At 72.9% G+C, this 23,309-nt stretch carries 14 protein-coding genes; 4 read left to right on the top strand and 10 right to left on the bottom strand.

Annotation, left to right across the window (positions count from 1 at the left end):
* Positions 1-127: 127 nt before the first annotated feature.
* Positions 128-370: a mycoredoxin gene (locus tag ABZ915_RS30085; RefSeq protein WP_024884374.1), complete on the top strand. Its 243-nt coding sequence runs from the start codon at positions 128-130 to the stop codon at positions 368-370.
* 88 nt (positions 371-458) lie between these two features.
* On the opposite strand, the gene nudC is transcribed toward ABZ915_RS30085, so the two are convergent.
* From nudC to ABZ915_RS30060, 5 genes are all read right to left on the bottom strand, one after another.
* Positions 459-1,403, bottom strand: a complete 945-nt coding sequence (nudC, locus tag ABZ915_RS30080; protein ID WP_361809751.1) for an NAD(+) diphosphatase — start codon at positions 1,401-1,403, stop codon at positions 459-461.
* Between the two features lie 84 nt (positions 1,404-1,487).
* Positions 1,488-2,891 carry a dipeptidase gene (locus ABZ915_RS30075; protein WP_361809749.1) on the bottom strand — a complete coding sequence of 468 codons (1,404 nt, stop codon included), beginning with the start codon at positions 2,889-2,891 and terminating at the stop codon, positions 1,488-1,490.
* Positions 2,892-2,901: 10 nt separating this feature from the next.
* Entirely contained in the window at positions 2,902-6,417 is a 3,516-nt protein-coding gene (locus tag ABZ915_RS30070; RefSeq protein ID WP_361809747.1) for an ATP-dependent DNA helicase, read from the bottom strand.
* Between the two features lie 142 nt (positions 6,418-6,559).
* Complete coding sequence (locus ABZ915_RS30065; protein WP_361809745.1) at positions 6,560-9,904, bottom strand: ATP-dependent DNA helicase; 3,345 nt, start codon at positions 9,902-9,904, stop codon at positions 6,560-6,562.
* Between the two features lie 266 nt (positions 9,905-10,170).
* Entirely contained in the window at positions 10,171-10,557 is a 387-nt protein-coding gene (locus ABZ915_RS30060; protein ID WP_361809743.1) for an MGMT family protein, read from the bottom strand.
* A 186-nt stretch (positions 10,558-10,743) separates the two neighbouring features.
* Here ABZ915_RS30060 and ABZ915_RS30055 point away from each other — a divergent pair, with 186 nt between their 5' ends.
* The 3 genes from ABZ915_RS30055 to ABZ915_RS30045 all read left to right on the top strand — a co-directional run bounded on the left by ABZ915_RS30055 (position 10,744) and on the right by ABZ915_RS30045 (position 16,836).
* A complete protein-coding gene (locus ABZ915_RS30055) occupies positions 10,744-13,497 on the top strand; it encodes a lysylphosphatidylglycerol synthase domain-containing protein (protein WP_361809741.1) in 2,754 nt (917 codons plus the stop codon).
* A gap of 73 nt (positions 13,498-13,570) precedes the next feature.
* Positions 13,571-15,115, top strand: coding sequence for an alpha/beta hydrolase (locus ABZ915_RS30050; RefSeq protein WP_361809739.1), 1,545 nt, complete (start codon positions 13,571-13,573; stop codon positions 15,113-15,115).
* Between the two features lie 176 nt (positions 15,116-15,291).
* Positions 15,292-16,836: an alpha/beta hydrolase gene (locus tag ABZ915_RS30045; protein WP_361809737.1), complete on the top strand. Its 1,545-nt coding sequence runs from the start codon at positions 15,292-15,294 to the stop codon at positions 16,834-16,836.
* Between the two features lie 71 nt (positions 16,837-16,907).
* Here ABZ915_RS30045 and moeZ read toward each other — a convergent pair whose 3' ends face one another.
* The 5 genes from moeZ to ABZ915_RS30020 form a co-directional block, all read right to left on the bottom strand.
* Positions 16,908-18,086, bottom strand: a complete 1,179-nt coding sequence (moeZ, locus tag ABZ915_RS30040; RefSeq protein WP_361809735.1) for an adenylyltransferase/sulfurtransferase MoeZ — start codon at positions 18,084-18,086, stop codon at positions 16,908-16,910.
* Between the two features lie 63 nt (positions 18,087-18,149).
* Complete coding sequence (locus tag ABZ915_RS30035) at positions 18,150-18,917, bottom strand: spherulation-specific family 4 protein (protein ID WP_361809733.1); 768 nt, start codon at positions 18,915-18,917, stop codon at positions 18,150-18,152.
* Positions 18,905-19,864: an NAD-dependent epimerase/dehydratase family protein gene (locus ABZ915_RS30030; RefSeq protein WP_361809731.1), complete on the bottom strand. Its 960-nt coding sequence runs from the start codon at positions 19,862-19,864 to the stop codon at positions 18,905-18,907. The genes ABZ915_RS30035 and ABZ915_RS30030 overlap by 13 nt, the downstream gene beginning before the upstream one ends.
* A 216-nt stretch (positions 19,865-20,080) precedes the next feature.
* Positions 20,081-21,457: a hypothetical protein gene (locus ABZ915_RS30025; protein WP_361809729.1), complete on the bottom strand. Its 1,377-nt coding sequence runs from the start codon at positions 21,455-21,457 to the stop codon at positions 20,081-20,083.
* Positions 21,454-23,145, bottom strand: coding sequence for a DUF3492 domain-containing protein (locus tag ABZ915_RS30020; protein WP_361809727.1), 1,692 nt, complete (start codon positions 23,143-23,145; stop codon positions 21,454-21,456). Before ABZ915_RS30020 ends, ABZ915_RS30025 begins: the two co-directional genes overlap by 4 nt.
* Between the last annotated feature and the right edge of the window lie 164 nt (positions 23,146-23,309).

The following is a 23,309-nucleotide window of genomic DNA, read 5'->3' as shown; positions in this document are numbered from 1 at the left end:
CCTCGTAGTCGTACTAATGCGGCAGGCGTCACGTCGGGTCGCATACCCCCCGCGGGAATGGTGGCCCGGTCGCGTGCGTTCCTTCCCTGGACGAACATCCCCGAGCTGCCAGAGGAGCGCGAGCGAGATGCAGGGCACTGTGACGATGTACAGCACCACGTGGTGCGGCTACTGCCGCCGGCTGAAGAGCCAGATGGACCGCGAGGGCATTGCGTACACCGAGATCAACATCGAGCAGGACCCGGAGTCCGCGGCGTTCGTCGAGAAGGCGAATGGCGGAAACCAGACGGTCCCGACGGTGCTCTTCGCCGACGGCTCGACGCTGACGAACCCGTCGCTGGCACAGGTGAAGCAGAAGATCGGCGCCTGAGGACGACACGGCAGCCGAAAAGGGCGGTAACCGAGACTTCTCGGGTACCGCCCTTTTCACATGCGGTAGCTCACACACATGCCGTAGCTCACACGAAGCTCCGCGTCGGCAGCGGCTTGCCGTACCAGAGCTCGATCAGGCGGGCGGCGATGGAGATGCCGTACGGGGGCAGCACCTCGCCGGATTCGAAGGCGGCGCGCAGTTCCTCGCGGGAGAACCAGCGGGCCTCGTGGATCTCGTCGCCGTCGACGTCGATGTCGGTCGAGGTGGCGCGGGCCATGAAGCCCAGCATGAGGCTGGACGGGAAGGGCCAGGGCTGGCTGGCGACGTACTCGACCTCACCAACGTTGATGCCGACCTCTTCCTGGACCTCGCGGCGCACCGACTGCTCGATGGACTCGCCGGGCTCGACGAAGCCGGCCAGCGTGGAGAAGCGGCCCTCGGGCCAGTGGACCTGGCGGCCGAGCAGGATGCGGTCCTCCTGGTCGGTGACAGCCATGATCACGGCGGGGTCGGTGCGCGGGTAGTGCTCGGCTCCGCAGGCCGGGCAGCGGCGGATGTGGCCGGCGGCGGCGATGACCGTGCGTTCGCCGCATCGGGAGCAGAAGCGGTGGGTGCGCTGCCAGTTCTCCAGGCCGACCGCGTGCACCATGAGGCCCGTGTCGCGCGGGGAGAGCAGCAGGCCCGCCTCGCGCAGGCCCGCTGGGCGCGCGGACTGGTCGATGCGGCCGGGCAGCGAGTCCTTCTGGAGCGCGAAGTAACTGACGCCCTCCTCGTCGATGCCGAGGAAATAGCGGTGTGCCTCGGTGAGCGGCGCCTCGAAGGAGGGGGTCATGACGAGTTCGGTCCGGCCGTCCGCCGTCTCGTCGATGAGGACCTGACCGCCGGAGACCACGAAGCAGCGGGTCGTGGGGTGGCTCCAGGCCGCCGCGAGCCAGGCCTCGTCGAGCCGGTGGTGGGCGGCGCGGTCGATGCCGCTCGGGGCGGTGAGCGAGATGGGTCGGTCGGCGGTGTGGTCGGTCCAGGTGGTCACGGGTGCTTCCAACTCCCCCGGTGGAACGGATGTGTGTCGGCGGGCGGTTCAGCGGGACGTAGGGCACGAAACGGCGTGGGGCGGTCAGGGCGCATGGCGCCAGTGCTCGGCGAGGTCGCCCCAGAGGTAGGCGCTGGTCTCGACGCCCTTGATGAGGAGGTCGAGCTCCACCTTCTCGTTCGGGGCGTGCCAGCCGTCGGAGGGGACCGAGATGCCCAGGAAGAGCACGGGTGCGCCGAGGACCTCCTGGAGGTCGGCCGCGGGCCCGGAGCCGCCCTCGCGGGTGAAGAGGACCGGCTGCTGGAACGCGCGGCCCATGGCGCGGACCACGGACTGCAGTGCGGGGTGGTCCAGCGGGGTCAGGCACGGGCGGGTGGCCGAGCCGAAGGTGATCTCGTGCCGGATGCCGGCGGGCACCTGTTCGGCGGCCCAGGCACGCACCGCCTTCTCTATCCGGTCGGGGTCCTGTCCGGCGACCAGACGGAAGGAGAGCTTCACCATGGCCGAGGACGGGATGATCGTCTTGCTGCCGGGACCCTGGTAGCCGCCGCCGATGCCGTTGACCTCGGCGGTGGGGCGGGCCCAGATGCGCTCCAGGGTGGTGTGTCCGGCCTCGCCGTGGGTGGCGTACGACTTGGCGGTGCGCAGCCAGCTCTGCTCGTCGAAGGGGAGTTCGGCGAAGAGGGCGCGCTCGCGGTCGGTGAGCTCGACGATGCCGTCGTAGAAACCGGGGACGAGCACGCGCGCGTGCTCGTCGTGCAGGGCGGCGACCAGACGGGCGGCGGCGGTCGCCGGGTTGGGCACGGCGCCGCCGAAGGAGCCGGAGTGTATGTCCTGGTCGGGTCCGTACAGGTGGATCTCGCACTCGGCGAGGCCGCGCATGCCGGTGCACACGGTCGGAGTGTCCTCGGCCCACATGCCGGTGTCGGAGACGATCACGGCGTCGGCGGCGAGGCGGTCCGCCTGCTCTTCGGCGAGGGCCCGGAAGTGCGGGGAGCCGGACTCCTCCTCGCCCTCGATCAGGAGCTTCAGGTGGACGGCGGGGGTGGTGCGGCCGGTGGCGGCGAGATGGGCGCGGACGCCGAGTGTGTGGAAGAACACCTGGCCCTTGTCGTCGGCCGCCCCGCGCGCGTGGAGACGGTTTCCGCGGACGACGGGTTCGAAGGGCTCGCTGTCCCAGCCGTCCTCGCGGGCGGCGGGCTGGACGTCGTGGTGGCCGTAGACGAGGACGGTCGGCGCCCGCGGGTCGTCGGCGGGCCACTCCGCGAAGACCGCGGGGGCGCCCGGGGTCTCCCAGACCTCGGCGGTCGGGAAGCCTGTCTCCCTGAGCTTGGCGGCGAGCCAGTCGGCGCTGCGCCGTACATCGTGCGCGTGGTCGGGCTGGGCCGACACGGAAGGGATGCGCAGCCACTCGGCGAGGTCGTCGAGGAAGGCGGCGCGGTGCTGCTCGATGTACGCGCGGACGGCGCTGTCCGGGGTCTGGCTCATGTTCACGAGCCTATCGGCCCGTACCGACATCCTCGGCGGGCGGTTCGTCACACTCTGCTCGCCCCAGGAGCGATCTCTCCAGTTCCTCCCGCCCGGGCAGGTGCGCGGGCCGGACGACCTCGCCGCTGCGCACGTACAGGAACGCGGCCGTGACCGACTCCGGGGGCACTCCCTGCTGCTCGGCCCAGGCGAGCCGGTACACGGCGAGCTGGAGCGGGTCGGCGGTGCGACCGCGGCCGGTCTTCCAGTCGACGATCTCGTACGTCGTCTCCGTGCCGTCGCCGTGCCGGTAGACGGCGTCGATACGACCCCGTACGACACGGCCGGCGAGGGCGAGCTGGAAGGGGGCCTCGACGCGGTAGGGCGTGCGGTGGGCGTACTCGGTGCGTTCGAAGGCTTCCTTGAGGGCCTCGAGGTCGCGTTCGTCGGCGATCTCCGCCTCGCCGCCGGGCAGGTCCTCGGGTTCCAGCATGGGCAGCGTCAACTCTTCGAAGCGGGATTCCACCCAGGCATGGAACCGGGTGCCCCGGCGCGCGGCCGGTTGCGGGGGGCGCGGCATGGGGCGCGCGAGTTCCTGCGCGAATCCGTCGGGGTCGGCGGTCAGGCGCAGCAGCTGGGACGCGGTCAGTGTGGTCGGCAGCGGGACCTCCGTGACGCTCTCCCGGGCGCGCAGGAGTTCCCCGGTGAGGGCGTCGAGGTCGCGGTCCCAGGAGGCGACGGTGCGGGCCTCCTCGGGGGTGAGGGGCGCCGCGGGGTCCGGTTCGGCAGGGCGGGGGCGGGCGGCGGGCGGCTCGGGGGCCGTCGCCTGGTGCGGGACCGTGGGCCGGTCCGTGGTCCACTCGTCCCAGTCGGCCGGGTCCTCCTCGAAGGGGTCGGGTTCGTCGTGCGGGGGTGGCTCGTCGTACGGAGGCAGCTCGTCGTGTCCGAGCTCTCCGTCGTCCGGTGGGGCGGGCCAGTCCGGGTCCTCGTGGGTGTCGGGGTCGTGGGTGGCCACCGGGTGGCCGGCGTCCCCGGTGGCAAGGGTCTCGAGGTGGGCGAGGACGGTCTCGGCGGCGGCGCGGCGGCGGGTCAGGGCGGCGGCGTCCAGGGGCAGCGGCCAGGCCTGGTCGGCGGTCGTCCGGTCGAGCGCGGGGTTCTCCTCGTCCTCCTCGGGTGCGTCGGCCCAGGCCTCGATCTCGCCGTGTCCTGCGGTGCAGTGGTCGTACAGGGCCATGAGGAAGTCGGAGGGGCCGCGCGGTTTCTTCTGGCTGGGGCCCCACCAGTGGCCGGAGCCGAGGAGCAGGGAGCGGGGGCGGGTGAAGGTGACGTAGCCGAGGCGGAGCTCCTCGGTGTGCTGGTGGTCCTTCATGGCCTCGTGGAAGGCCTTCATGCCCCGGGAATCCCAGGTCTCGATGTCGGGCAGGGTGTCGGCGTCGCCGCGCAGCCCGTGCGGCAGCACCTTGGCCTGGGTGGTCCACTTCTCGCGGCCCTGGCCGCTGGGGAAGGTGCCGGTGACCAGGCCGGGGACGGCGACGACGTCCCACTCCAGGCCCTTGGACTTGTGCGCGGTGAGCACCTTGACGGTGTTCTCCCCGCCGGGGAGGGCGTTGTCGAGGCCCTTTTCGTACTGGGCCGCGGTGCGCAGGAAGCCGAGGAAGGCCAGCAGGCTCGCCTCGCTCTCGTTCGCGGCGAAGGACGCGGCGATGTCCAGGAAGTTGGACAGCGTCTCGCGGCGGCGCGCGGCGAGGGCGTGGGGGGACGCCGACAGCTCGACCTCCAGGCCGGTGACGGTGAGGACGCGGTGCAGGACGTCCATCAGAGGGTCGGCCAGTGAGCGGCGCAGCTCGCGCAGCTCGGCCGCCAGGCGTGCGAACCGCACGCGCGCCTCGGGAGAGAAGGGCAGCCCGTCGTCGTCCCCGGAGCCGGCCGCGGGTGACACGGGCGATTCGAGGAACGTGTCGAGTGCGTCCGCGAGCGAGATCACCTCGGACGGGTCGACCCCCTCGACGGCCTCGGCGAGCCGGCGGTCCGGGTCGTCCTCGGCGTCCACGCGCGCGTGGGACACGAGCAGGCGGGCGCGCCGTCCCAGCAGGGCGAGGTCTCGGGGGCCGATGCGCCAGCGCGGGCCGGTCAGCAGACGGACCAGGGAGGCGTTGGCGCCGGGGTCCTGGAGCACCTCGCAGACGGCGACGAGATCGGCGATCTCGGGCAGGTGCAGCAGCCCGGAGAGGCCGACCACCTCGACGGGGATGTCCCGGGCGACGAGGGCGCCCTGGATCTGGGCGAAGTCGGTCGCCGTGCGGGACAGAACGGCGATCTCGCCGGGCGCCTTCCCCGTGTGGACGAGGTGGGCGATGGAGTCGGCGATCCAGTCGATCTCCTCGGCATGGGTGCGCAGCAGGGCGCAGCGGACCGTGCCGTCCCGCTCGGCGCCGGGGGCCGGGCGCAGGGCCTCCACGCCCGCGTGCATGGCGCGCAGGGGTTCGGCGAGACCGTTGGCGAGGTCGAGGAGGCGACCGCCGCTGCGGCGGTTCTCGCTGAGCGCCTGGCGGGTGGCGGGGTGTCCGTCGGGGTGCGCGAAGTGCTCGGGAAAGTCGTCGAGGTTGGCGACGGAGGCGCCGCGCCAGCCGTAGATGGCCTGGCAGGGGTCGCCGACGGCGGTCACCGGGTGGCCGGTGCCACCGCCGAACAGGCCTGCCAGGAGGACGCGCTGGGCCACCGAGGTGTCCTGGTACTCGTCGAGGAGCACCACGCGGAACTCCTCGCGCAGGGCCCGGCCCACTTCGGGGAGCTGGGCGAGGGCCGCGGAGAGGGCGATCTGGTCGCCGAAGTCGAGCAGGTCCCGCTCGCGCTTGGTGGCCCGGTAGCGCAGCACCAGCTCGGCGAGTTCGCGCCGGGCGGCGGCCGTCTCGGGGACCTTGCGCAGGTCGGCGTTGGTGAGCTTGGCATCGGCGAGGGTGTGCAGCAGGTCGGCGTCCCAGGCGCGCAGGTCGTCGGGGCGTACGAGGTGTTCGGCGAGCTCGGCGTCGAGGGTGAGGAGGTCGCTGACGAGGTCGGCGAAGGAGCGGGTCAGCGCCGGGTAGGGGCCGGGCGCCTCGCGCAGTACGCGCGCGGCGAGCTGGTAGCGGGTGGCGTCGGCGAGCAGGCGGGACGTCGGTTCGAGCCCGATGCGCAGGCCGTGGTCGGTCAGCAGCCGGCCGGCGAAGGCGTGGTAGGTGGAGATCGCCGGTTCGCCGGGCGGGTTGTCCGGGTCGATGACGTCGGGGTCGGTGACGCCGGCTCGGATCAGGGCCTTGCGGACGCGTTCGGCGAGTTCGCCGGCGGCCTTGTTGGTGAAGGTCAGGCCGAGGACCTGTTCGGGGGCGACCTGGCCGGTGCCGACCAGCCACACCACGCGCGCTGCCATCACCGTGGTCTTGCCCGAACCGGCTCCGGCCACGATCACCTGGGGAGCGGGCGGTGCGGTGACGCAGGCCATCTGCTCCGGGGTGAACGGGATGCCGAGGAGCTCCTTGAGCTGCTCGGGGTCGGTGATACGGGCGGACATGTCGTCAGAGGTTAGTGGCGGGCACTGACAGCCTGTGCCCGATCGCCCCTCCGAGCCGGTGGAGGCGCTGGTCAGCGGGGGTGGTGCGTTGCGTCACGTGCATCACTCGATCACTTGCGGCGCCACTCGACCACGTGCGGCATCACTCGATCACTTGGCGGCCTTCGGGCTGTGCGCTGCACGACGCCCGGAACGCGCAGTGGGTGCAGTGCTGGCCCGTGCTCGGGGTGAACCGCTCGTCGAGCACCTTCCCGGCGGCGGTGGCCAGCAGGTCGCCGACCCACTCGCCCTCCAGCGGCTCCTGAGCCTGCACCTTCGGCAGGCTGTCGCCGCCGTCCCGCTGGGCGGCGCCCTGCCGCAGGTGGACCAGTTCGGCGCCGCCGGGCTCGGGCCGTGCGCCGTCGAAGGCGTCGTCCACGGCGCCCTCGCGGATCGCGAGCTGGTAGACGGCCAGCTGCGGGTGCCGCTCCACCTCGCGGGCGGTCGGGGCCTGCTTGCCGGTCTTGAAGTCGACGACGTACGCCCGGCCCTCGCCGTCCGCTTCGATCCGGTCCATCTGACCGCGGATGCGCACTTCGTAGTCGCCCGCTTCGAGGGTGACGTCGAAGTCGTGCTCGCTCGCCAGCGGTGTCCGCCCGGTCCGGTCCAGCACATGCCAGCGCAGGAAGCGTTCGAGCGCCACGCGCGCGTGCTGCTTCTCCTGCGCCGACTTCCAGGGCGCGTCGAAGGCGAGCGCGTTCCACACGGACTCCAGGCGTTCCATGAGGACGTCGAGGTCGGCGGGCGTACGTCCGGAGGCGACCTCGTCGGCCAGGACGTGGACGACGTTGCCGAAGCCCTGCGCGGCGGTGGCGGGCGCGTCGGCCTTCACCTCGCGGCCCAGGAACCACTGGAGGGCGCAGGTGTTGGCGAGCTGGTCGAGGGCGCTGCCGGACAGCACGACGGGCTGGTCGCGGTTGCGCAGCGGCACCTTGCTCTCGGTCGGCTCGAACATGCCCCACCAGCGGTAGGGATGCGCGGACGGGACCAGCGGGCGGCCGTCCTCGTCGGCGAGGGCGGCGAGCCGGGCCAGGCGGCGGGCGGCGGCCTCCCGCAGGGCCGCCGACACGCGCGGGTCGACCGTCGTGGCGCGCAGCTCGGCGACCAGCGCGGCCACGGAGAGCGGGCGGCGCGGGCGGCCGGTGACGTCCTGCGGCTCGACGCCGAGCTCGGTGAGGAACCGGGAGGGCTGGTCGCCGTCGTCCGCGGGCGCCTTCACCGCGGTGACGACGAGGCGCTCACGCGCGCGCGTGGCGGCCACGTAGAACAGGCGGCGCTCCTCGGCGAGAAGCGCTCCCGGAGTGAGCGGTTCGGCGAGCCCGTCGCGGCCGATGCGGTCGGCCTCCAGCAGGGAGCCGCGCCGACGCAGGTCGGGCCACAGCCCTTCCTGGACGCCGGCGACGACGACCAGGCGCCACTGGAGGCCCTTGGAGCGGTGCGCGGTCATCAGGCGTACGGCGTCGGGCCGCAGCGCACGCCGGGTCAGCGTGTCGGCGGCGATGTCCTCGGCCGCGATCTGCTCGAGGAAGTTGAGGGCGCCCCGCCCGCCGGTGCGCTCCTCCGCGCGCGCGGCGGTCGCGAACAGGGCGCACACCGCGTCCAGGTCACGGTCGGCGTTGCGGCCGGCAGCGCCGCCGCGCCGGGCGGCCCGCTCCAGGCGAGCGGGCCACGGCGTGCCCTCCCACAGCTCCCACAGCGCCTCCTCGGCCGTACCGCCGCCCGCCAGGCGCTCCCGGGCCTTCCTGAGCAGCGCGCCGAGGCGCTGGGCCCCGCGCGCGTACGCGGGATCGTGGGCGACCAGGCGCTCGGGTTCGGCCAGCGCCCGCGCGAGCAGTTCGTCCGAGGGCGGCGGCAGTGGGTTGCCGGCCGCCCGCTCCTCCTCGCGCAGGGCGCGGCCGAGGCGGCGCAGATCGGCGGCGTCCATGCCGGCGAGGGGAGAGGCGAGCAGGGTGAGGGCGGTCTCGGTGTCGAGCCAGCAGGGGGCCTGGTCGGCCTGCTCGGGGTCTTGGCCGGGCTGCTCTGCTTCCTGACCGGCCTGGTCGGGGGGTTCCGCCGCCTCCGCCGCGGCCACCGCCCGGAGTGCCGTCAGCAGCGGTGCCACCGCCGGTTCGTGGCGCAGGGGCAGGTCGTCGCCGTCGATGTCCAGGGGGACGCCGGCAGCCGTGAGGGCGCGGCGGACCGCCGGGATGGTGCGGGACCCCGCGCGCACGAGGACGGCCATGTCGTTCCAGGGCACACCGTCCTCCAGGTGCGCCCTGCGGAGGATGTCGGCGATGTTGTCGAGCTCCGTACCGGGTGTGGGGTACGTGTAGACCTCGGCGCGGCCCGAGTCCCGTACCGGAGTCAGCTCGCGGTGGGCGCGGACCTTGTCGGCGGGGAGGCGGGTCAGCGGCATGCGCTGGGTCAGCAGGCGGGTCGCGGCCAGCAGGGCGGCACCGGACCGGCGGGAGGTGCGCAGGACCTCCACGGCCGCGGGACGGCCCTCCGCGCGCGGGAAGGCCTGCGGGAAGTCGAGGATGCCGTTCACGTCGGCGCCCCGGAACGCGTAGATCGCCTGGTCGGGATCGCCGAAGGCGACCAGGGTGCGGCCGCCGCCGGCGAGGGCGTGCAGCAGGCGCACCTGGGCCGGGTCGGTGTCCTGGTACTCGTCGACGTACACGGCGTCGTACCGGGCGGCGAGCCGTGCGGCGGTCTCCGGGCGGCGGGCGAGGAGCACCGCGCGGTGGACGAGTTCGGCGTAGTCCAGCACGCCTTGCAGATCGATGACGTCGAGGTACTCGGCGAGGAAGGCCGCCGCGGCCTGCCAGTCGGGGCGGCCGATGCGCCGGGCGAAGGCGTCCAGGGCGTCGGGTCCCAGGCCGAGCTCGCGGCTGCGGGCGAGGACCGCTCGGACCTCGTCGGCGAAGCCCCGGGTGGTCAGGCAGGCGCGCAGCTCGTCCGGCCAGCGCAGGTGGTCCAGTCCGAGCCGCTCCAGCTCGGGCCGGCCCGCGAGCAGCTCGCGGACGGTGACGTCCTGCTCGGGGCCGGAGAGCAGGCGCAGTGGCTCCACGAAGAGGTCGCTGTCCTGGTGGGCGCGGACCAGGGCGTAGCAGTACGAGTGGAATGTGGTCGCCTGGGGGGCGCGGGCCGCCCCTATGCGCCGGGCCATGCGGTCGCGCAGGTCGACGGCCGCCTTGCGGCTGAACGTCAGCACCAGGATGCGATCGGGGTCCCCGCCACGGGCGATCCGCGCGGCCACGGATTCGACGAGCGTGGTGGTCTTGCCGGTGCCGGGACCTGCGAGGACGAGCAGCGGGCCGGACCGGTGGTCAACCACGGCGCGCTGAGCGGCGTCCAGACGGAGGGGAGCCTGCTCGGTCGGAGGGGTACGCACCAGTCGGTAAGCGCCGCTGTTCCCCTGCCGCACCGGGGGGTGCGGCAGGCGCCTGGTGGAGGAAGAGGAGCTCACGTGGTTCGCCGGTCCTGGTGGGTGTGCTGGTTGGCAGGCGGTCACGCGTGCGTGACGGTGGCCGCGGGGTGAGGGAGACGCGCGCAGCCGACGCTACGCCGGTGACGCCGACGAAAGGGACGGAAGCAGGTCTTCCGGTTCATCCCTCGCGGCGCTCGTGCCACGCGAGTCCCACGACTCACGAACGTACGCCATGCCACGGACGTGCCCCGTTTTCCCCTTATGAGCCACGGGCTCCCCTCATGGGCGTTCGATGGCGGAAGCTGTCAGGTGTGACCCTCCGCGCTCTCGCCGCCGTCCCACCTGGCCCGCCTCATGTCGAGGCGGGGCAGGTGGCCCTCGGCCGCCGTGCCCGCCTCCTTCAGCGGAGTGCCCTCGGCGCGGTAGTGCTCGAGCGCCCGCAGTTCGTGGCCGGGCAGCAGGACGCCGTCCGCGCGGACGACCCGCCACCACGGCACCGCTCCGCCGTAGAGAGCCATGACCCGGCCCACCTGGCGCGGGCCGCCCTCCTGGAGCCACTCCGCGACGTCCCCGTACGTCATGACGCGCCCGGGCGGGATCCGCTCGGCGACGTCGAGGACCCGCTCGGCGTACTCCGGCAGCGCGTCCACGTATCCGGCGGGCATGTCCTCCGGGTGCCTCTGCTCGCTCATCCGCCTCATCCTGCCCCACCCCACCGACAACGTGACGCGGACGGCGGCAGGACGGCCTCTCGCCCTCCGGCGGAGCTTCCGGCAGACTGTGCGCCCCCGCATTTGCACCCTGATGCCCCCGTGTGTCGGTGCGGCATGCCACCATCGTGCGGGCGGTGACTGGTGATACGAGATCAAGAAGAGACGATGAAGCAGCAGGGCGTGCACCCCGAAGGCGCGGAGGGCACCTCTGCCGCGGCGTCGCGCCCGGACCCCGCCGAAGCAGGCGCCGAGCGTCCGGCCCCCAAGGACACGCGGCGGCCCGACGACGCCGCGGCGGCGCCCGCCACCGACCCGGATGACGAGGTGCACGCCGACGCCGTCGAGGGCGACGAACCGCTGCTCCCCGCGCGCGTACACCGTCCCTCCGACCTGATGCGCCTGCTGGTGGGCGTGCTCGCCATCGCCGTACTGCTGGCGATCGCCGCGTTCGCGCACGGGACGACCTCAGGGTTCGAACAGGACATCAACAAGGGCACCGGCCAGGCACCCGATCTGCTGATCAAGATCGCGGGGCTGGCGTCGAGCATCGCGATCCTCCTGGTGCCGGTCGCGTTCGCGATCGAGCGGCTGATCAAACGGGACGGGCTGCGCATCGCCGACGGCGTGCTCGCGGCGGTCCTCGCGCACGGTGTGACACTCGCCACCGACCTGTGGGTCGCCCGGGCCGCCCCGGGCTCCATCCAGGAGGCCCTCACCCAGCCCTCCCCCGGTGACATCCACGCCCTGACCGACCCGGTGCACGGCTACCTCGCCCCCGTCATCGCCTACATGACGGCCGTCGGCATGTCCCGGCGGCCCCGCTGGCGCGCGGTGCTGTGGATCGTGCTGCTGCTCGACGCCTTCTCGATGCTGGTCACCGGCTACACGACGCCCTTCTCGATCATCCTGACCGTGCTGATCGGCTGGACGGTGGCCTACGGCACGCTGTACGCGGTCGGCTCCCCCAACATCCGGCCCACCGGCCAGACCCTGATGGCAGGGCTGCGGCACGTCGGATTCCACCCGGTCAGCGCGGCCCGCGACGAGGCCCCGGACGCCGAGAACGCGGACCGCGGCCGGCGCTATTTCGTGACCCTGGAGGACGGCCCGCCGCTGGACGTCACGGTCGTCGACCGGGAGCAGCAGGCCCAGGGCTTCTTCTACCGCGCGTGGCGCAATCTCACCCTGCGCGGCTTCGCCACCCGCTCCAGCCTCCAGTCGCTGCGCCAGGCGCTGGAGCAGGAGGCGCTGCTGGCGTACGCGGCGATCGCGGCGGGTGCCAACGCCCCCAAGCTGATCGCCACGTCCGAGCTGGGCCCCGACGCCGTGATACTCGTCTACGAGCACACCGGCGCGCGCAGCCTCGACTCGCTGGCCGACGACGAGATCACCGACGACCTGCTGCGCAGCACCTGGCACCAGGTGCAGGCCCTGCAGTCCCGGCGCATCGCGCACCGCAGGCTCGCGGGTGACGCGATTCTGGTGGATCGTTCCGGCACGGTGATCCTCACCGATCTGCGCGGCGGCGAGATCGCGGCCGGTGACCTGCTGCTGCGCATGGACGTCGCCCAGCTGGTCACCACGCTCGGCCTGCGGGTGGGCGCCGAGCGTGCGGTGGCCTCCGCGGTCGGCGTCCTCGGCCCCGACGCGGTCGCCGACTGTCTGCCCATGCTCCAGCCGATCGCGTTGACCCGCTCCACGCGCGCGACGCTGCGAAAACTGGCCAGGGAACGGGCCCAGCGCGAGCGCGACGCGGTCCTCGAAGCGTCCCGGCAGGCCAGGCAGGCCCGCCTGGAGGAAGCCTCGGACGACACCAGACCCGCACTGGAGAAGCCCGACAAGAAGACCGTGCGCGCCGAGCAGCGGGCCGAGAAGCGGGCCATCGACGAGGCCCTGGAGGAAGCGCGCGAGGAGGATCTGCTCACCCAGATCCGGCACCAGGTGCTGCGGATCAGGCCGCAGGCGCCCGTGGAGCCGGCCCGGCTGGAGCGGGTGCGACCGCGCACACTGATCAGTTTCATCGCCGGCGCGATCGGTGCGTACTTCCTGCTGACGCAGCTCACGCACATCGAGCTCGGTCCGCTGGTCGCCAATGCCCAGTGGGGCTGGGTGGCCGCGGCCGTGCTGTTCTCGGCGGCGAGCTACTTCGCGGCGGCGATGGCTCTGCTGGGCTTCGTGCCCGAGCGGGTGCCCTTCCTGCGGACCGTGGCCGCGCAGGTCGCCGGCTCGTTCGTGAAGATCGTGGCACCGGCCGCGGTCGGTGGTGTCGCGCTCAACACCCGCTTCCTCCAGCGCGCGAGCGTGCGCCCCGGCCTCGCGGTGGCGAGCGTCGGCGCCTCTCAGCTGTTCGGGCTCGGCTGCCACATCCTGATGCTGCTGTCCTTCGGCTATCTGACCGGCACCGAGAAGACGCCGTCGCTGTCGCCGTCCCGGACGGTCATCGCCGGTCTGCTGACGGTGGCGGTGCTCGTGCTCGTGGTGACCTCGGTGCCCTTCCTGCGGAAGTTCGTCGTCACGCGCGTGAGGTCGCTGTTCGCCGGTGTCGTGCCGCGCATGCTGGACGTCCTGCAGCGGCCGCAGAAGCTGGTCACCGGCATCGGCGGCATGCTGCTGCTGACCGCCTGCTTCGTGATGTGCCTGGACGCGTCGATCCGCGCTTTCGGCGACGACACGACCTCGCTGAGCATCGCCAGCGTCGCCGTGGTCTTCCTGGCCGGCAACGCGCTCGGCTCCGCGGCGCCCACCCCGGGCGGCGTCGGAGCGGTCGAGGCCACCCTGACCGTCGGCCTGATCGCCGTCGGTCTTCCCAAGGAGGTCGCCGCACCCGCCGTACTGCTGTTCCGGCTGCTGACACTGTGGCTGCCGGTCCTCCCGGGCTGGCTGGCCTTCAACCACCTGTCGCGCAAGGGCGCACTTTAACGCCCGATGCGGGGCGTACCTCGTACGGCTCGCGTCCCGCGCGCCCAGCGTCACGCGGCCGCAGGATGGAAACATGCCGAACCCCTCCCGGATCCGAGCCGTCGCCGCCCTGGCTTCCGCGGCGCTGCTGTCCGCACTGCTGGCGGGGTGCGATCAGGGGGAGAGGGACGGGGACCTGACGGCGCAGAAGCTGGACTGGCAGGACTGCCCCGCCCCCTCGGCGGCCGAGGGCGGCGGCGGTGCCCCGTCGCCGCTGCCGGGCGGCGCCAAGTGGCAGTGCGCCACGATGAAGGCGCCCCTCGACTGGAGCAAGCCCAAGGGCGACACCATCGATCTGGCGTTGATCCGAGCCAGGGCGAGCGGAGCGGCGAGCAAGCGGATCGGCTCGCTCGTGTTCAACTTCGGCGGCCCCGGCGGCAGCGGCGTCACCACACTGCCCGCGTTCGGCGAGGACTACGCGCAGCTGCGCACCCGCTACGACCTGGTGAGCTTCGACCCGCGCGGGGTGGGCCGCAGCGCGCCCGTGGAGTGCGAGAGCGACGCGCAGCTCGACGCGTACTTCCAGCAGGACGCCACACCGGACGACAGCGCGGAGCGCACCCAGCTCCTGGACCGCACCAAGCAGTTCAACGCCGCCTGCGAGAAGCACTCCAAGAAGATCCTGCCGCACGTGCGCACCACGGACGCGGCCCGTGACATGGACCTGATGCGCCAGGTCCTCGGCGACGCCAAGCTGCACTACTTCGGCATCTCCTACGGCACCGAACTCGGCGGCGTCTACGCCCACCTGTTCCCCAGGAACGTCGGCCGCGCCGTCTTCGACGCCGTCGTCGACCCCACCCAGGATCCCGAGCAGAGCTCGCTCGGGCAGGCCAGGGGCTTCCAGCTGGCGCTCGACAACTTCGCCGGGGACTGCACCTCGAAGACCACCGACTGCCCGATCGGCGACACCGCGCAGGACGTCAAGGACCGCATCGCCAAGCTGCTGGCCGACCTCGACCGCAAACCGATCCCCGGCATCCTCCCCCGCGAGCTGACCCAGAGCGACGCGACCAACGGAATCGCGCAGTCGCTGTACTCGAAGGACTTCTGGGAGTACCTCACCGAGGGGCTGGAGCAGGCCTACGAGGGCGACGGCAGGATCCTGATGCTGCTGTCCGACTCCATGAACGGACGCAACGAGAACGGCGAGTACAGCAACATCGCCGCCGCGAACACCGCGATCAACTGTTCCGACGCGAAACCGCGCTACACCACCGCCGACATCCAGCAGAAGCTGCCGGAATTCCGCTCCGCCTCCGCCCTGTTCGGGGACTACCTGGCCTGGGGCATGATCGGCTGCACCGACTGGCCCGTGGCGGGCGCCGCCGACCACCCCGACGTCAGCGCGCCCGGGGCGGCGCCGATCCTCGTCGTCGGCAACACCGGTGACCCGGCGACGCCGTACGAGGGCGCGAAGAAGATGGTGGACGCGCTCGGCAAGAGCGTCGGCATCGAACTGACGTACAGGGGACAGGGGCACGGCGCGTACGACAGCAAGAACAAGTGCGTGCAGGCCGCGGTGAACGGCTATCTGCTGGACGGCAAGGTCCCCCCGGCGGGGACGGTCTGCTCCTGATCCGCCTCTCCTGTCCCATCTCCCTGATCCATCCCCCTGATCTGCCTCGAACCGACGACAGAAATCCGCAGGTCAGAAGGTTATCCACAGGCTGAAACGGGCTCGGGAAGATCCGCCTACCATGGCTTGACCGCTCACCGCGACCGAGACGCGGAGGGCATGGCGAGGGGGTGTGCATGTCGCGTTTCGTACGGTGGTCGGCCCTGGTCTCCGCCGCGATGCTGTTGGCCGGGTGCGGCGGCGGGTCGGGCGGAAGCGGGGACGACGCGAAGCGGCGGTCCGATGCGCCGTCGGCGGCGCTGACCGCGACCTCCGCCGCCGGCCTCCCCTCCTCGCTCACGGCCCAGAAGCTCGACTGGGGCGGCTGCAAGGCCACCGGGGGCTCCCCGGCGCCGAGCGGTGAGTGGCAGTGCGCGACGCTGAAGGTGCCGCTCGACTGGAGCAAGCCCGAGGGAGCCACCATCGGCCTGGCGCTGATCCGGGCGAAGGCCACCGGGGACGACCGCATCGGCTCCCTGCTGTTCAACTTCGGCGGACCGGGCGGCTCGGGAGTCTCGACGATGCCCGCCTTCGGGCCCACCATGTCCGCGCTGCGCGAGCGGTACGACCTGGTGAGCTGGGACCCGCGCGGGGTCGGGGCCGACCATGGCATCCGCTGCCGCGGCGACAAGGACGTCCAGGCCGCCGAAGCGGTGGACGCCACTCCCGACACCCCGGCCGAGGAGAAGGCGTACTTCCAGGACGCCACCGACTTCGGCAAGGGCTGCTCGCGGGCCGCCGGGAAACTGATGGCCCACGTCTCGACCACCGACACCGCCCGCGACATGGACCTGATCCGCCAGGTGCTCGGTGACGCCAGGACGCACTACTTCGGCTTCTCCTACGGCACCGAACTGGGCGGCGTCTACGCCCACTTGTTCCCGAAGAACGTGGGGCGCCTGGTCCTCGACGCGGTGGTCGATCCGAGCGCGGATTCGGTGGGTCACGCCGAGAACCAGGCCAAGGGCTTCCAGCGGGCACTCGACGACTACCTGAAGTCGCGGGGCCAGGATCCCGCGAAGGGGTCGCAGAAGATCGTGGACCTGCTGAAACGGATCGACGCGAGGCCGCTGCCCACGTCCTCCGGGCGGAGGCTGACTCAGACACTGGCCGTCACCGGCATCATCCTGCCGCTGTACAGCGAGTCCCGCTGGCCGGAGCTGACCGGCGCGCTCACCGCGGCGGAAGAGGGAGACGGAACGCAGCTGCTGTCGCTCGCCGACGACTACAACGAGCGGGACTCCTCGGGGCACTACGGCACGACCACCCAGGCCCAACGGGTCATATCGTGCTTGGACGACAAGGAGCGGCCCACGCTCCCGGAGACGAAGAAGCTGCTGCCCCGCTTCGAGAAGATCTCGCCGGTCTTCGGGGACTTCCTGGGCTGGGACGCGGCCGGCTGGTGCCACGACTGGCCGGTGCCCGGACAGTACGAGACCCCCGAGGTGAGCGCGCCGGGCGCGGCACCGATCCTGCTGGTCGGCAACACCGGGGACCCGGCGACGCCGTACGAGGGCACCCGCAGGATGGCCGACGAACTGGGCCGGGGCATCGGTGTCGAGCTCACCTGGAAGGGCGAGGGGCACGTGGCGTACGGCCGTGGGAGCGACTGCGTCGACTCGACGGTGAACGCCTACCTGCTGAACGGCACGGTCCCGAAGGACGGCAAGGTCTGCTCATGACGACGGCGGGGGCCCCACGCACCCACGGTGCGCGAAACCCCCGCCGTCGGACGAGCGGGACGAGCCGTGGCTCAGTAGACCGGCTTGTCCGGTTCGATCTGGTTGACCCAGCCGATGACGCCGCCGCCGACGTGGACGGCGTCGGCGAAGCCCGCGGACTTCAGGACGGCGAGGACTTCCGCACTGCGGACACCCGTCTTGCAGTGCAGGACGATCTTCTTGTCCTGCGGGAGGCCCTCGAGGGCGGTGCCCATGAGGAACTCGTTCTTCGGGATCAGGCGGGCGCCGGGGATGGAGACGATCTCGTACTCGTTCGGCTCGCGGACATCGATGATCTCGATGTTCTCGCCGTCGTCGATCCACTCCTTGAGCTGCTTGGGAGTGATCGTGGCGCCGGCCGCCGCCTGCTGGGCCTCCTCGGAGACGACGCCGCAGAAGGCCTCGTAGTCGATGAGCTCGGTGACGGTCGGGTTCTCGCCGCAGACCGCGCAGTTCGGGTCCTTGCGGACCTTGACCTGGCGGTACTGCATCTCCAGGGCGTCGTAGATCATCAGGCGGCCGACCAGCGGCTCGCCGATGCCCGCGAGGAGCTTGATGGCCTCGTTGACCTGGATGGAGCCGATGGACGCGCACAGCACGCCCAGCACGCCGCCCTCGGCGCAGGAGGGGACCATGCCGGGGGGCGGGGGCTCCGGGTAGAGGCAGCGGTAGCAGGGGCCGTGCTCGGACCAGAAGACCGAGGCCTGGCCGTCGAAGCGGTAGATCGAGCCCCACACGTACGGCTTGTTCAGCAGCACGCACGCGTCGTTGACCAGGTAGCGGGTCGCGAAGTTGTCGGTGCCGTCGACGATCAGGTCGTACTGGCTGAAGATGTCCATCACGTTGTCGGCCTCGAGCCGCTCCTCGTGAAGGATCACGTTCACGTACGGGTTGATGCCCTTGACGCTGTCGCGCGCGGACTCGGCCTTGGAGCGGCCGATGTCGGACTGGCTGTGGATGATCTGGCGCTGCAGGTTCGACTCGTCGACCTCGTCGAACTCCACGATGCCGAGGGTGCCGACGCCCGCGGCGGCCAGGTACATCAGCGCCGGCGAGCCCAGGCCGCCCGCGCCCACACAGAGCACCTTGGCGTTCTTCAGCCGCTTCTGCCCGTCCATCCCGACGTCGGGGATGATCAGGTGGCGGGAGTACCTGCGGACCTCGTCTACGGTGAGCTCAGCAGCTGGCTCGACCAGGGGTGGCAGCGACACGGGGACTCCGTTGGTCGGTCAAACAGTACGGTTGTTCTTCGCGTAACACTGCCACGGCCTTTTTCATTCCGAGACACCCGTTCCGACACGCGAGACGATTTCGTCCCAGTAGCCGGGCATACCCTCCCACGGGTCGACGCGACCGCCCCGGCTTCCAGGACCGCCGCGATCGGTGCGGTCGGTGAACCAGATGGTCGCCGCGCCCTGCCAGCGGGCGATGCGCAGCGCCTCGTCGAGGTGACCGCGCGGCACGCCGTGCACGAAGTGGCAGAAGCGGTCGGGCGGGTAGTCGGCGGTCCACTCGGCGACCTGCGACCAGCGGTAGTCGCTCCAGGAGCCGGAGAAGGTCACCAGCTGGTCGGCGTTCTCGGCGTATCCCGGATGGGGGTGGGTGTCGTGGCCGAGGACTATGTGGGCGTCGTCACGGATCGCGCGCAGCGTGCTCACCGTGCGGCGGACCTCGCCGAGCGCGGTGCGCTCGGCGGGGCAGCGGTCCAGCAGGAAGCCGTCGGCCTGGTACCAGTCGAGGAAGCGGTGCGCGTCCGCGACCAGCTCGCCGAAGGCACGGAGGCCGTACCTGGCGTCCAGGTGACCGAGGACGCGCACGCCCGCGTTGCGCAGCCGCCCGGCCGCCTGGAGACAGTGCGGGTCGGGGCGGGTGCCGGGGCCCTGGGCGACGTTGAGGACGACCCAGTGCAGGGGCGCGCCGGGGCGGGCCAGCGCGGCCCACTCGGCCGGGGCGACGAGGGGGTGGGCGAAGCCCGGGACGCCGAAGCCGGTGCGTACGCGGGTGGTCGCGGTGCCCGATCTGGTGCTGGTCAGATACGGCATGCCGCCTCCATCCAGATGTCGGCGAGGGACTCCTCGAGGTTGATCCGGGGGCGCCAGCCGAGCCGGTCGCGGGCGGTGCGCACGTCGGCCTGCTGCCAGCTGCCGCAGCCGTCGGGGTACGGGTACGCGACCGGGGCGGCGTGGTCGGTCTCGGAGCGGGGGTGGCCGATGGCGGGCCGCAGCGGGCCGGGCGGGCCGTCGAGCTCGTGCAGGGCGCCGCCGTACCCGGCCACCCGGGCGAGGACGGTGGCGGCGTCCCGCAGGCGCACGGCTCGGCCCGAGCCGATGTTGATGACTCCTTGCGCGGCGGACAGCGAGGCTGCGTGGACGGCGCGGGCGACGTCGCGTACGTCGACGAAGTCCCGCTGGACGCCGAGACCGCCGAGCTTGAGTTCGCCGTCACCGGACTGCATGGCGCGGCGCATCGCCTCGGCGAGGCGGCCGAGCGGGGAGCCGGCCGGGGTGCCGGGGCCGGCCGGCGAGAAGATGCGGAGCACGACGGCGTCGAGGCCGGAGCCGAGGACGAGTTCGGTGGCGGCGAGCTTGCTGACGCCGTACGGGCCGCCGGGGCGGGGGACGGCGTCCTCGGCCGTGGAGGAGCCGGGCTGGCTCGGGCCGTACTCGGAGCTACAGCCGATCTGCACCAGACGCGCGCCGCAGCCGCTGCGGCGCAGGGCCTCGCAGACGGTGGCGACCGCGACGGTGTTGTGCCGGGTGAGTTCGCGGGCGCCGCCGCGGGTGGCGCCGGCGCAGTTGACGACGACTCCGGGGTGGACCGCGTCGAGGAAGCGGGTGAGGGCGCCGGGGCTGCCCGTCGCCAGGTCGAAGCGGACGTCGGCGTCGTCGCCGCGGCCGAGTGCGGTGAGCTGGACGGCCGGGTCGGCGAGCAGGCGGTCGGCGACGAAGCGGCCGAGGTAGCCGTTGGCTCCGATCAGCAGGACTCTCATCGGGCCGCTCCCGGGGTGATCGCTCCGGCTGTTCCGGTGGCTCCGGACGCTCCGGGTCGGGAGGTGGTCATCTGGTGTTCTCCTTCGAGGGGGTGGTGCGGTTGCCTGCGGCGAACGGCCGGGCGCCTGGGCCTGGGTTCGTCATGCCTGGGTTCGTCATGCCGGGTCATGTCATGGCCGGTCTCGTCATGGCCGGTCTCGTCATGGCCGGTCTCGTCATGGCCCGTCTCCCGTCCGGTCCTCCGCCGGCGCGTGGGCCGAGGCCCGGGTCAAGGTGCGGCTCGCGTGGACCAGCAGGGTCAGCGCCGCGGTCGCGCAGGCGAGGGTCGGCACGCTGCCCGGGCCCCAGGTGGCCACGAGCGACTCGACGGGGGCCGCCACGATGGCGCACCCGGGCAGGCGGCCCGTGAGGTCCAGAGCCGAGGCCGCTGCCTCCGTCGCGGCCGCGGCGGCCAGGATCAGGGCCGGGGCGTGGCGACGGCGGTGGACGGTGAGCAGGCGGGCGAGCAGGAGGAGGGCGCCCAGGGTGAGGGCCTGGGGGTAGGCGGCGGGCTGGTGCAGGACCGCGCCGCACAGGGCGAGCAGAGCCGTGAGGAGGGCCAGGAACAGGGCGAACGTGCCGAACAGCGCCGGTCGGGTGGCGGCGGCGAACTCCTCCAGGCCGCGGCTGGCCGTGAGTCTGCGGTGGGCCCGCGCGGCGAACAGGTGGGCGCACCAGGCCGCCGGGGCGCAGCTCAGGAAGAGGGCCAGTGCGGGTGCGGTGGCCAGGGGCCAGGAGCCGTCCGCGGTGCCGGTCGGCAGTTCGTCGGGGCCGCCGTCCAGGACGGCTCGGAGCAGGCCGTCGCCGAGCAGGGCGTAGGCGAGGAGCCAGAGGGTCGACGCGCGCGTGCGGGTCGACGCGCGCCACGCGCGTGTGCCGGTCGCTGTGCTCAGCGGGCCCCGGCGCAGTGCCGCACGCACCGCGAGGGCGATGGCGAGGAGGCCCACGGCGGCGACCAGCAGGCGGGGCCGGCCATGGGTGAGGCGCAGACCGGTCACCACCGCGGCGCCGAGGACGCCTGGCAGGAGGGTGAGCAGGGCCCAGTCGAGGCGGGGCCGGGGCAGGGCGGTGGTGTCGGCGGGCGGGAGGGTGTCGCCGTCGAGGGACGCGCGCGCGAACATCTCCTCGGCGAGGGAGAAGACGTCCCGGTGGCGAAAGCTCGCGGCGGTCCGGTCGGTGAGGCCGTGTGCCTCGAGGCCCGCCGCGATCTCCAGCGGGTCCACGGCCCGTTCGCACAGCTCGCGGTGACGGTACATCAGCGCCTTGACCGGGTCGGCGGCGCCTCGACGGGCTGCGGACCCGGGGGTACCGCCCATGGGAGCCGGGAGCGGCGTGCGTAACCCCGGCTCCGCGGTCGCCTCCGGCGTCACCGTCGCCTCGGGCGGCGCCGTCCCGCCCGCCATCGCCGTCCCACCCGCCGTCGCCGTCCCACCCGGTGTCGCCGTCCCACCCGGTGTCGGCGCCTCCTCCGCCAGCCACTCCTGCGACCGTGAGTCCCACGCGCCGGGGTTGTCGGGGGTTCCTGGGCGGTCCAGTTCGCCGAGGCCGCTCATCGTGCCGCCTCCGCCGCCGCCGTGCGGGTGGCCCGCACCGGTGCGCCGGTCGCCCAGCCGGGGCCGCCGCGGGCCACGACGCGGGCCGTGGGGCCGGTCCAGCGGCTGGGGACGCGGGCCTCGGCGGGGACGGCGAACGGGAGGGGTTCGCCGGTCTTGCCGGTGATCACGCGGCGTACCGGACAGCGCGAGACGATCTCCAGGTAGATGCTGTGGAATGCCGCGATGTTCTGCTCGACGGTGAACAGTTCGAGTGCGCGGGCGCGGGCGGCGGCGCCCAGGCGCGCACGACGCTCGGGGTCGCGCAGCAGCGCCACGCACGCCTCCGCGAGCGCTCGCGGATTGCGCGGCGGCACGACGAGGCCGGTGCCGCCGACAGCCTCGACCACCGCCCCGACGTCCGTGGACACCGTGGCCCGGCCGCAGAGCATGGCCTCGACCAGGCTGACCGGGAAGCCCTCGACGACGCTGGACAGGACGACGACGGCGCCCGCCGCGTAGACGTCGGCGAGGGTCGGGGCCTCGGGGCCGCCGATCTCCTCGAAGGAGACGGGGTTCTCGCCGACCGCGTGCACGCCCTCCGCCTCGTCCGGGAAGAGCTGTGCGGCCAGCACCTCGCACTGCCCCAGATACGCCTGGGCCTCGGGTCCGGTCGCCGCGCCCACGATGCGCAGCCGTGCCGTGGGCTCGGCCCTGCGCACCTCGGCGAAGGCGTGCAGCAGGGACACCAGGTCCTTGGCGGGGTCCACCCGGCCGACCCAGACCAGCGTGAAGGGGTCGGCGCGGTCCGGGGACTCGCCGGCCTCCGCGAAGCGGGACGCCTCCATGCCCGGGTGGACGGTACGGATCCTGACGCGGTCCGCGCCGCAGCGTTCCTGCCAGCGGCGGGCGTGCGCGTTGCCGGGTGTGATGATCGCGGCCCGCCGGTAGATCTCGGCGGCGAGCAGGCGGTGGAAGGCGGCGAGCAGGGCCCGTACGGCCGGGGCCGCGGTGCCGGGGCCGGAGGCCAGGTAGTGGGAGCGCAGTTGTACGCCGTACTCGGTGACGAGCAGCGGCACTTCGCAGAAGTGGCCGGCGAGGAGTCCGGCCAGGGCCGCCGGACCGCCGGTCGTGGCGTGGCACAGGTCGGCCGAGCCGAGGCCCTCGTCCTCGTACCAGTCGAGGGAGAGGGGGCGCAGGGCGCCTTCGAGGTGTGCGGCGACGGTGAGCAGTTCGGGGACGCGGGCCTCGCGCGCGGTGCGCAGGGCGCCGGGCGCGCGACAGGCGCGCTCCAGGGCACGTACGGCGGTTTCGGAGCGCAGCGCGCCGGGGAGTCCGCCCTCGTCCCGGGCGAGTTCGGCGAGTCCGTACAGCGCGCTGCCGAAACGGTCCGCCAGGGCATGGGGCTCGGCATCGGAGGCCGCGCAGACCGCCTGGGCGAGTTCCTCGTAGCATTCGGCGAAGCGTCGGCGTGCGCGCCGCCCGTGCACCGCCCCGTCGTCCTCGGCGGTCCACAGCGGTGCGGTTCGTACCCGGCTGACCTGCGGTGGAAGCGGGACCCAGCCCTCGTCCTCCTGTCGCTGGGTGCGGCTGAGCGCGTAGATGTCGAACTCGTGCTGCCCGAGCCCGCGCACGAGCCGGTCGCACCAGAGTCCGGCGTCACCGCTCACATACGGATAGCCACCCTCCGTCAGCAGTCCGATGCGCACGTGTGCACCCCCGATCATCTCCCGTCCGGGGAGCCGCCGTTGTGCCGGCGGCTCGTAGCGGGGACGAACGTATGCGGACAAGCCGGTGGTGGGGCGGGCGGGGGGTGGGGGGCCCCCCCCCCCCCCGGCAGCGGCCGCTACAAGGACTGGGGCGGGGGGGGCGC

This window comes from Streptomyces sp. NPDC046915 (assembly GCF_040644935.1).
Classification (GTDB): domain Bacteria; phylum Actinomycetota; class Actinomycetes; order Streptomycetales; family Streptomycetaceae; genus Streptomyces.
Note: the sequence above shows the minus strand (reverse complement) of the source record. Positions and strands in the feature narration are given on the sequence as shown.

What these genes read in the sequence shown, in the direction of transcription:
- ABZ915_RS30035 (WP_361809733.1), bottom strand. Translation starts at nt 18,917, where the DNA reads ATGCCGTATCTGACCAGCACCAGATCGGGCACCGCGACCACCCGCGTA.
- ABZ915_RS30025 (WP_361809729.1), bottom strand. Translation starts at nt 21,457, where the DNA reads ATGAGCGGCCTCGGCGAACTGGACCGCCCAGGAACCCCCGACAACCCC.
- ABZ915_RS30030 (WP_361809731.1), bottom strand. Translation starts at nt 19,864, where the DNA reads ATGAGAGTCCTGCTGATCGGAGCCAACGGCTACCTCGGCCGCTTCGTC.
- ABZ915_RS30075 (WP_361809749.1), bottom strand. Translation starts at nt 2,891, where the DNA reads ATGAGCCAGACCCCGGACAGCGCCGTCCGCGCGTACATCGAGCAGCAC.
- ABZ915_RS30060 (WP_361809743.1), bottom strand. Translation starts at nt 10,557, where the DNA reads ATGAGCGAGCAGAGGCACCCGGAGGACATGCCCGCCGGATACGTGGAC.
- ABZ915_RS30045 (WP_361809737.1), top strand. Translation starts at nt 15,292, where the DNA reads ATGTCGCGTTTCGTACGGTGGTCGGCCCTGGTCTCCGCCGCGATGCTG.
- ABZ915_RS30050 (WP_361809739.1), top strand. Translation starts at nt 13,571, where the DNA reads ATGCCGAACCCCTCCCGGATCCGAGCCGTCGCCGCCCTGGCTTCCGCG.
- ABZ915_RS30055 (WP_361809741.1), top strand. Translation starts at nt 10,744, where the DNA reads ATGAAGCAGCAGGGCGTGCACCCCGAAGGCGCGGAGGGCACCTCTGCC.
- ABZ915_RS30070 (WP_361809747.1), bottom strand. Translation starts at nt 6,417, where the DNA reads ATGTCCGCCCGTATCACCGACCCCGAGCAGCTCAAGGAGCTCCTCGGC.
- ABZ915_RS30085 (WP_024884374.1), top strand. Translation starts at nt 128, where the DNA reads ATGCAGGGCACTGTGACGATGTACAGCACCACGTGGTGCGGCTACTGC.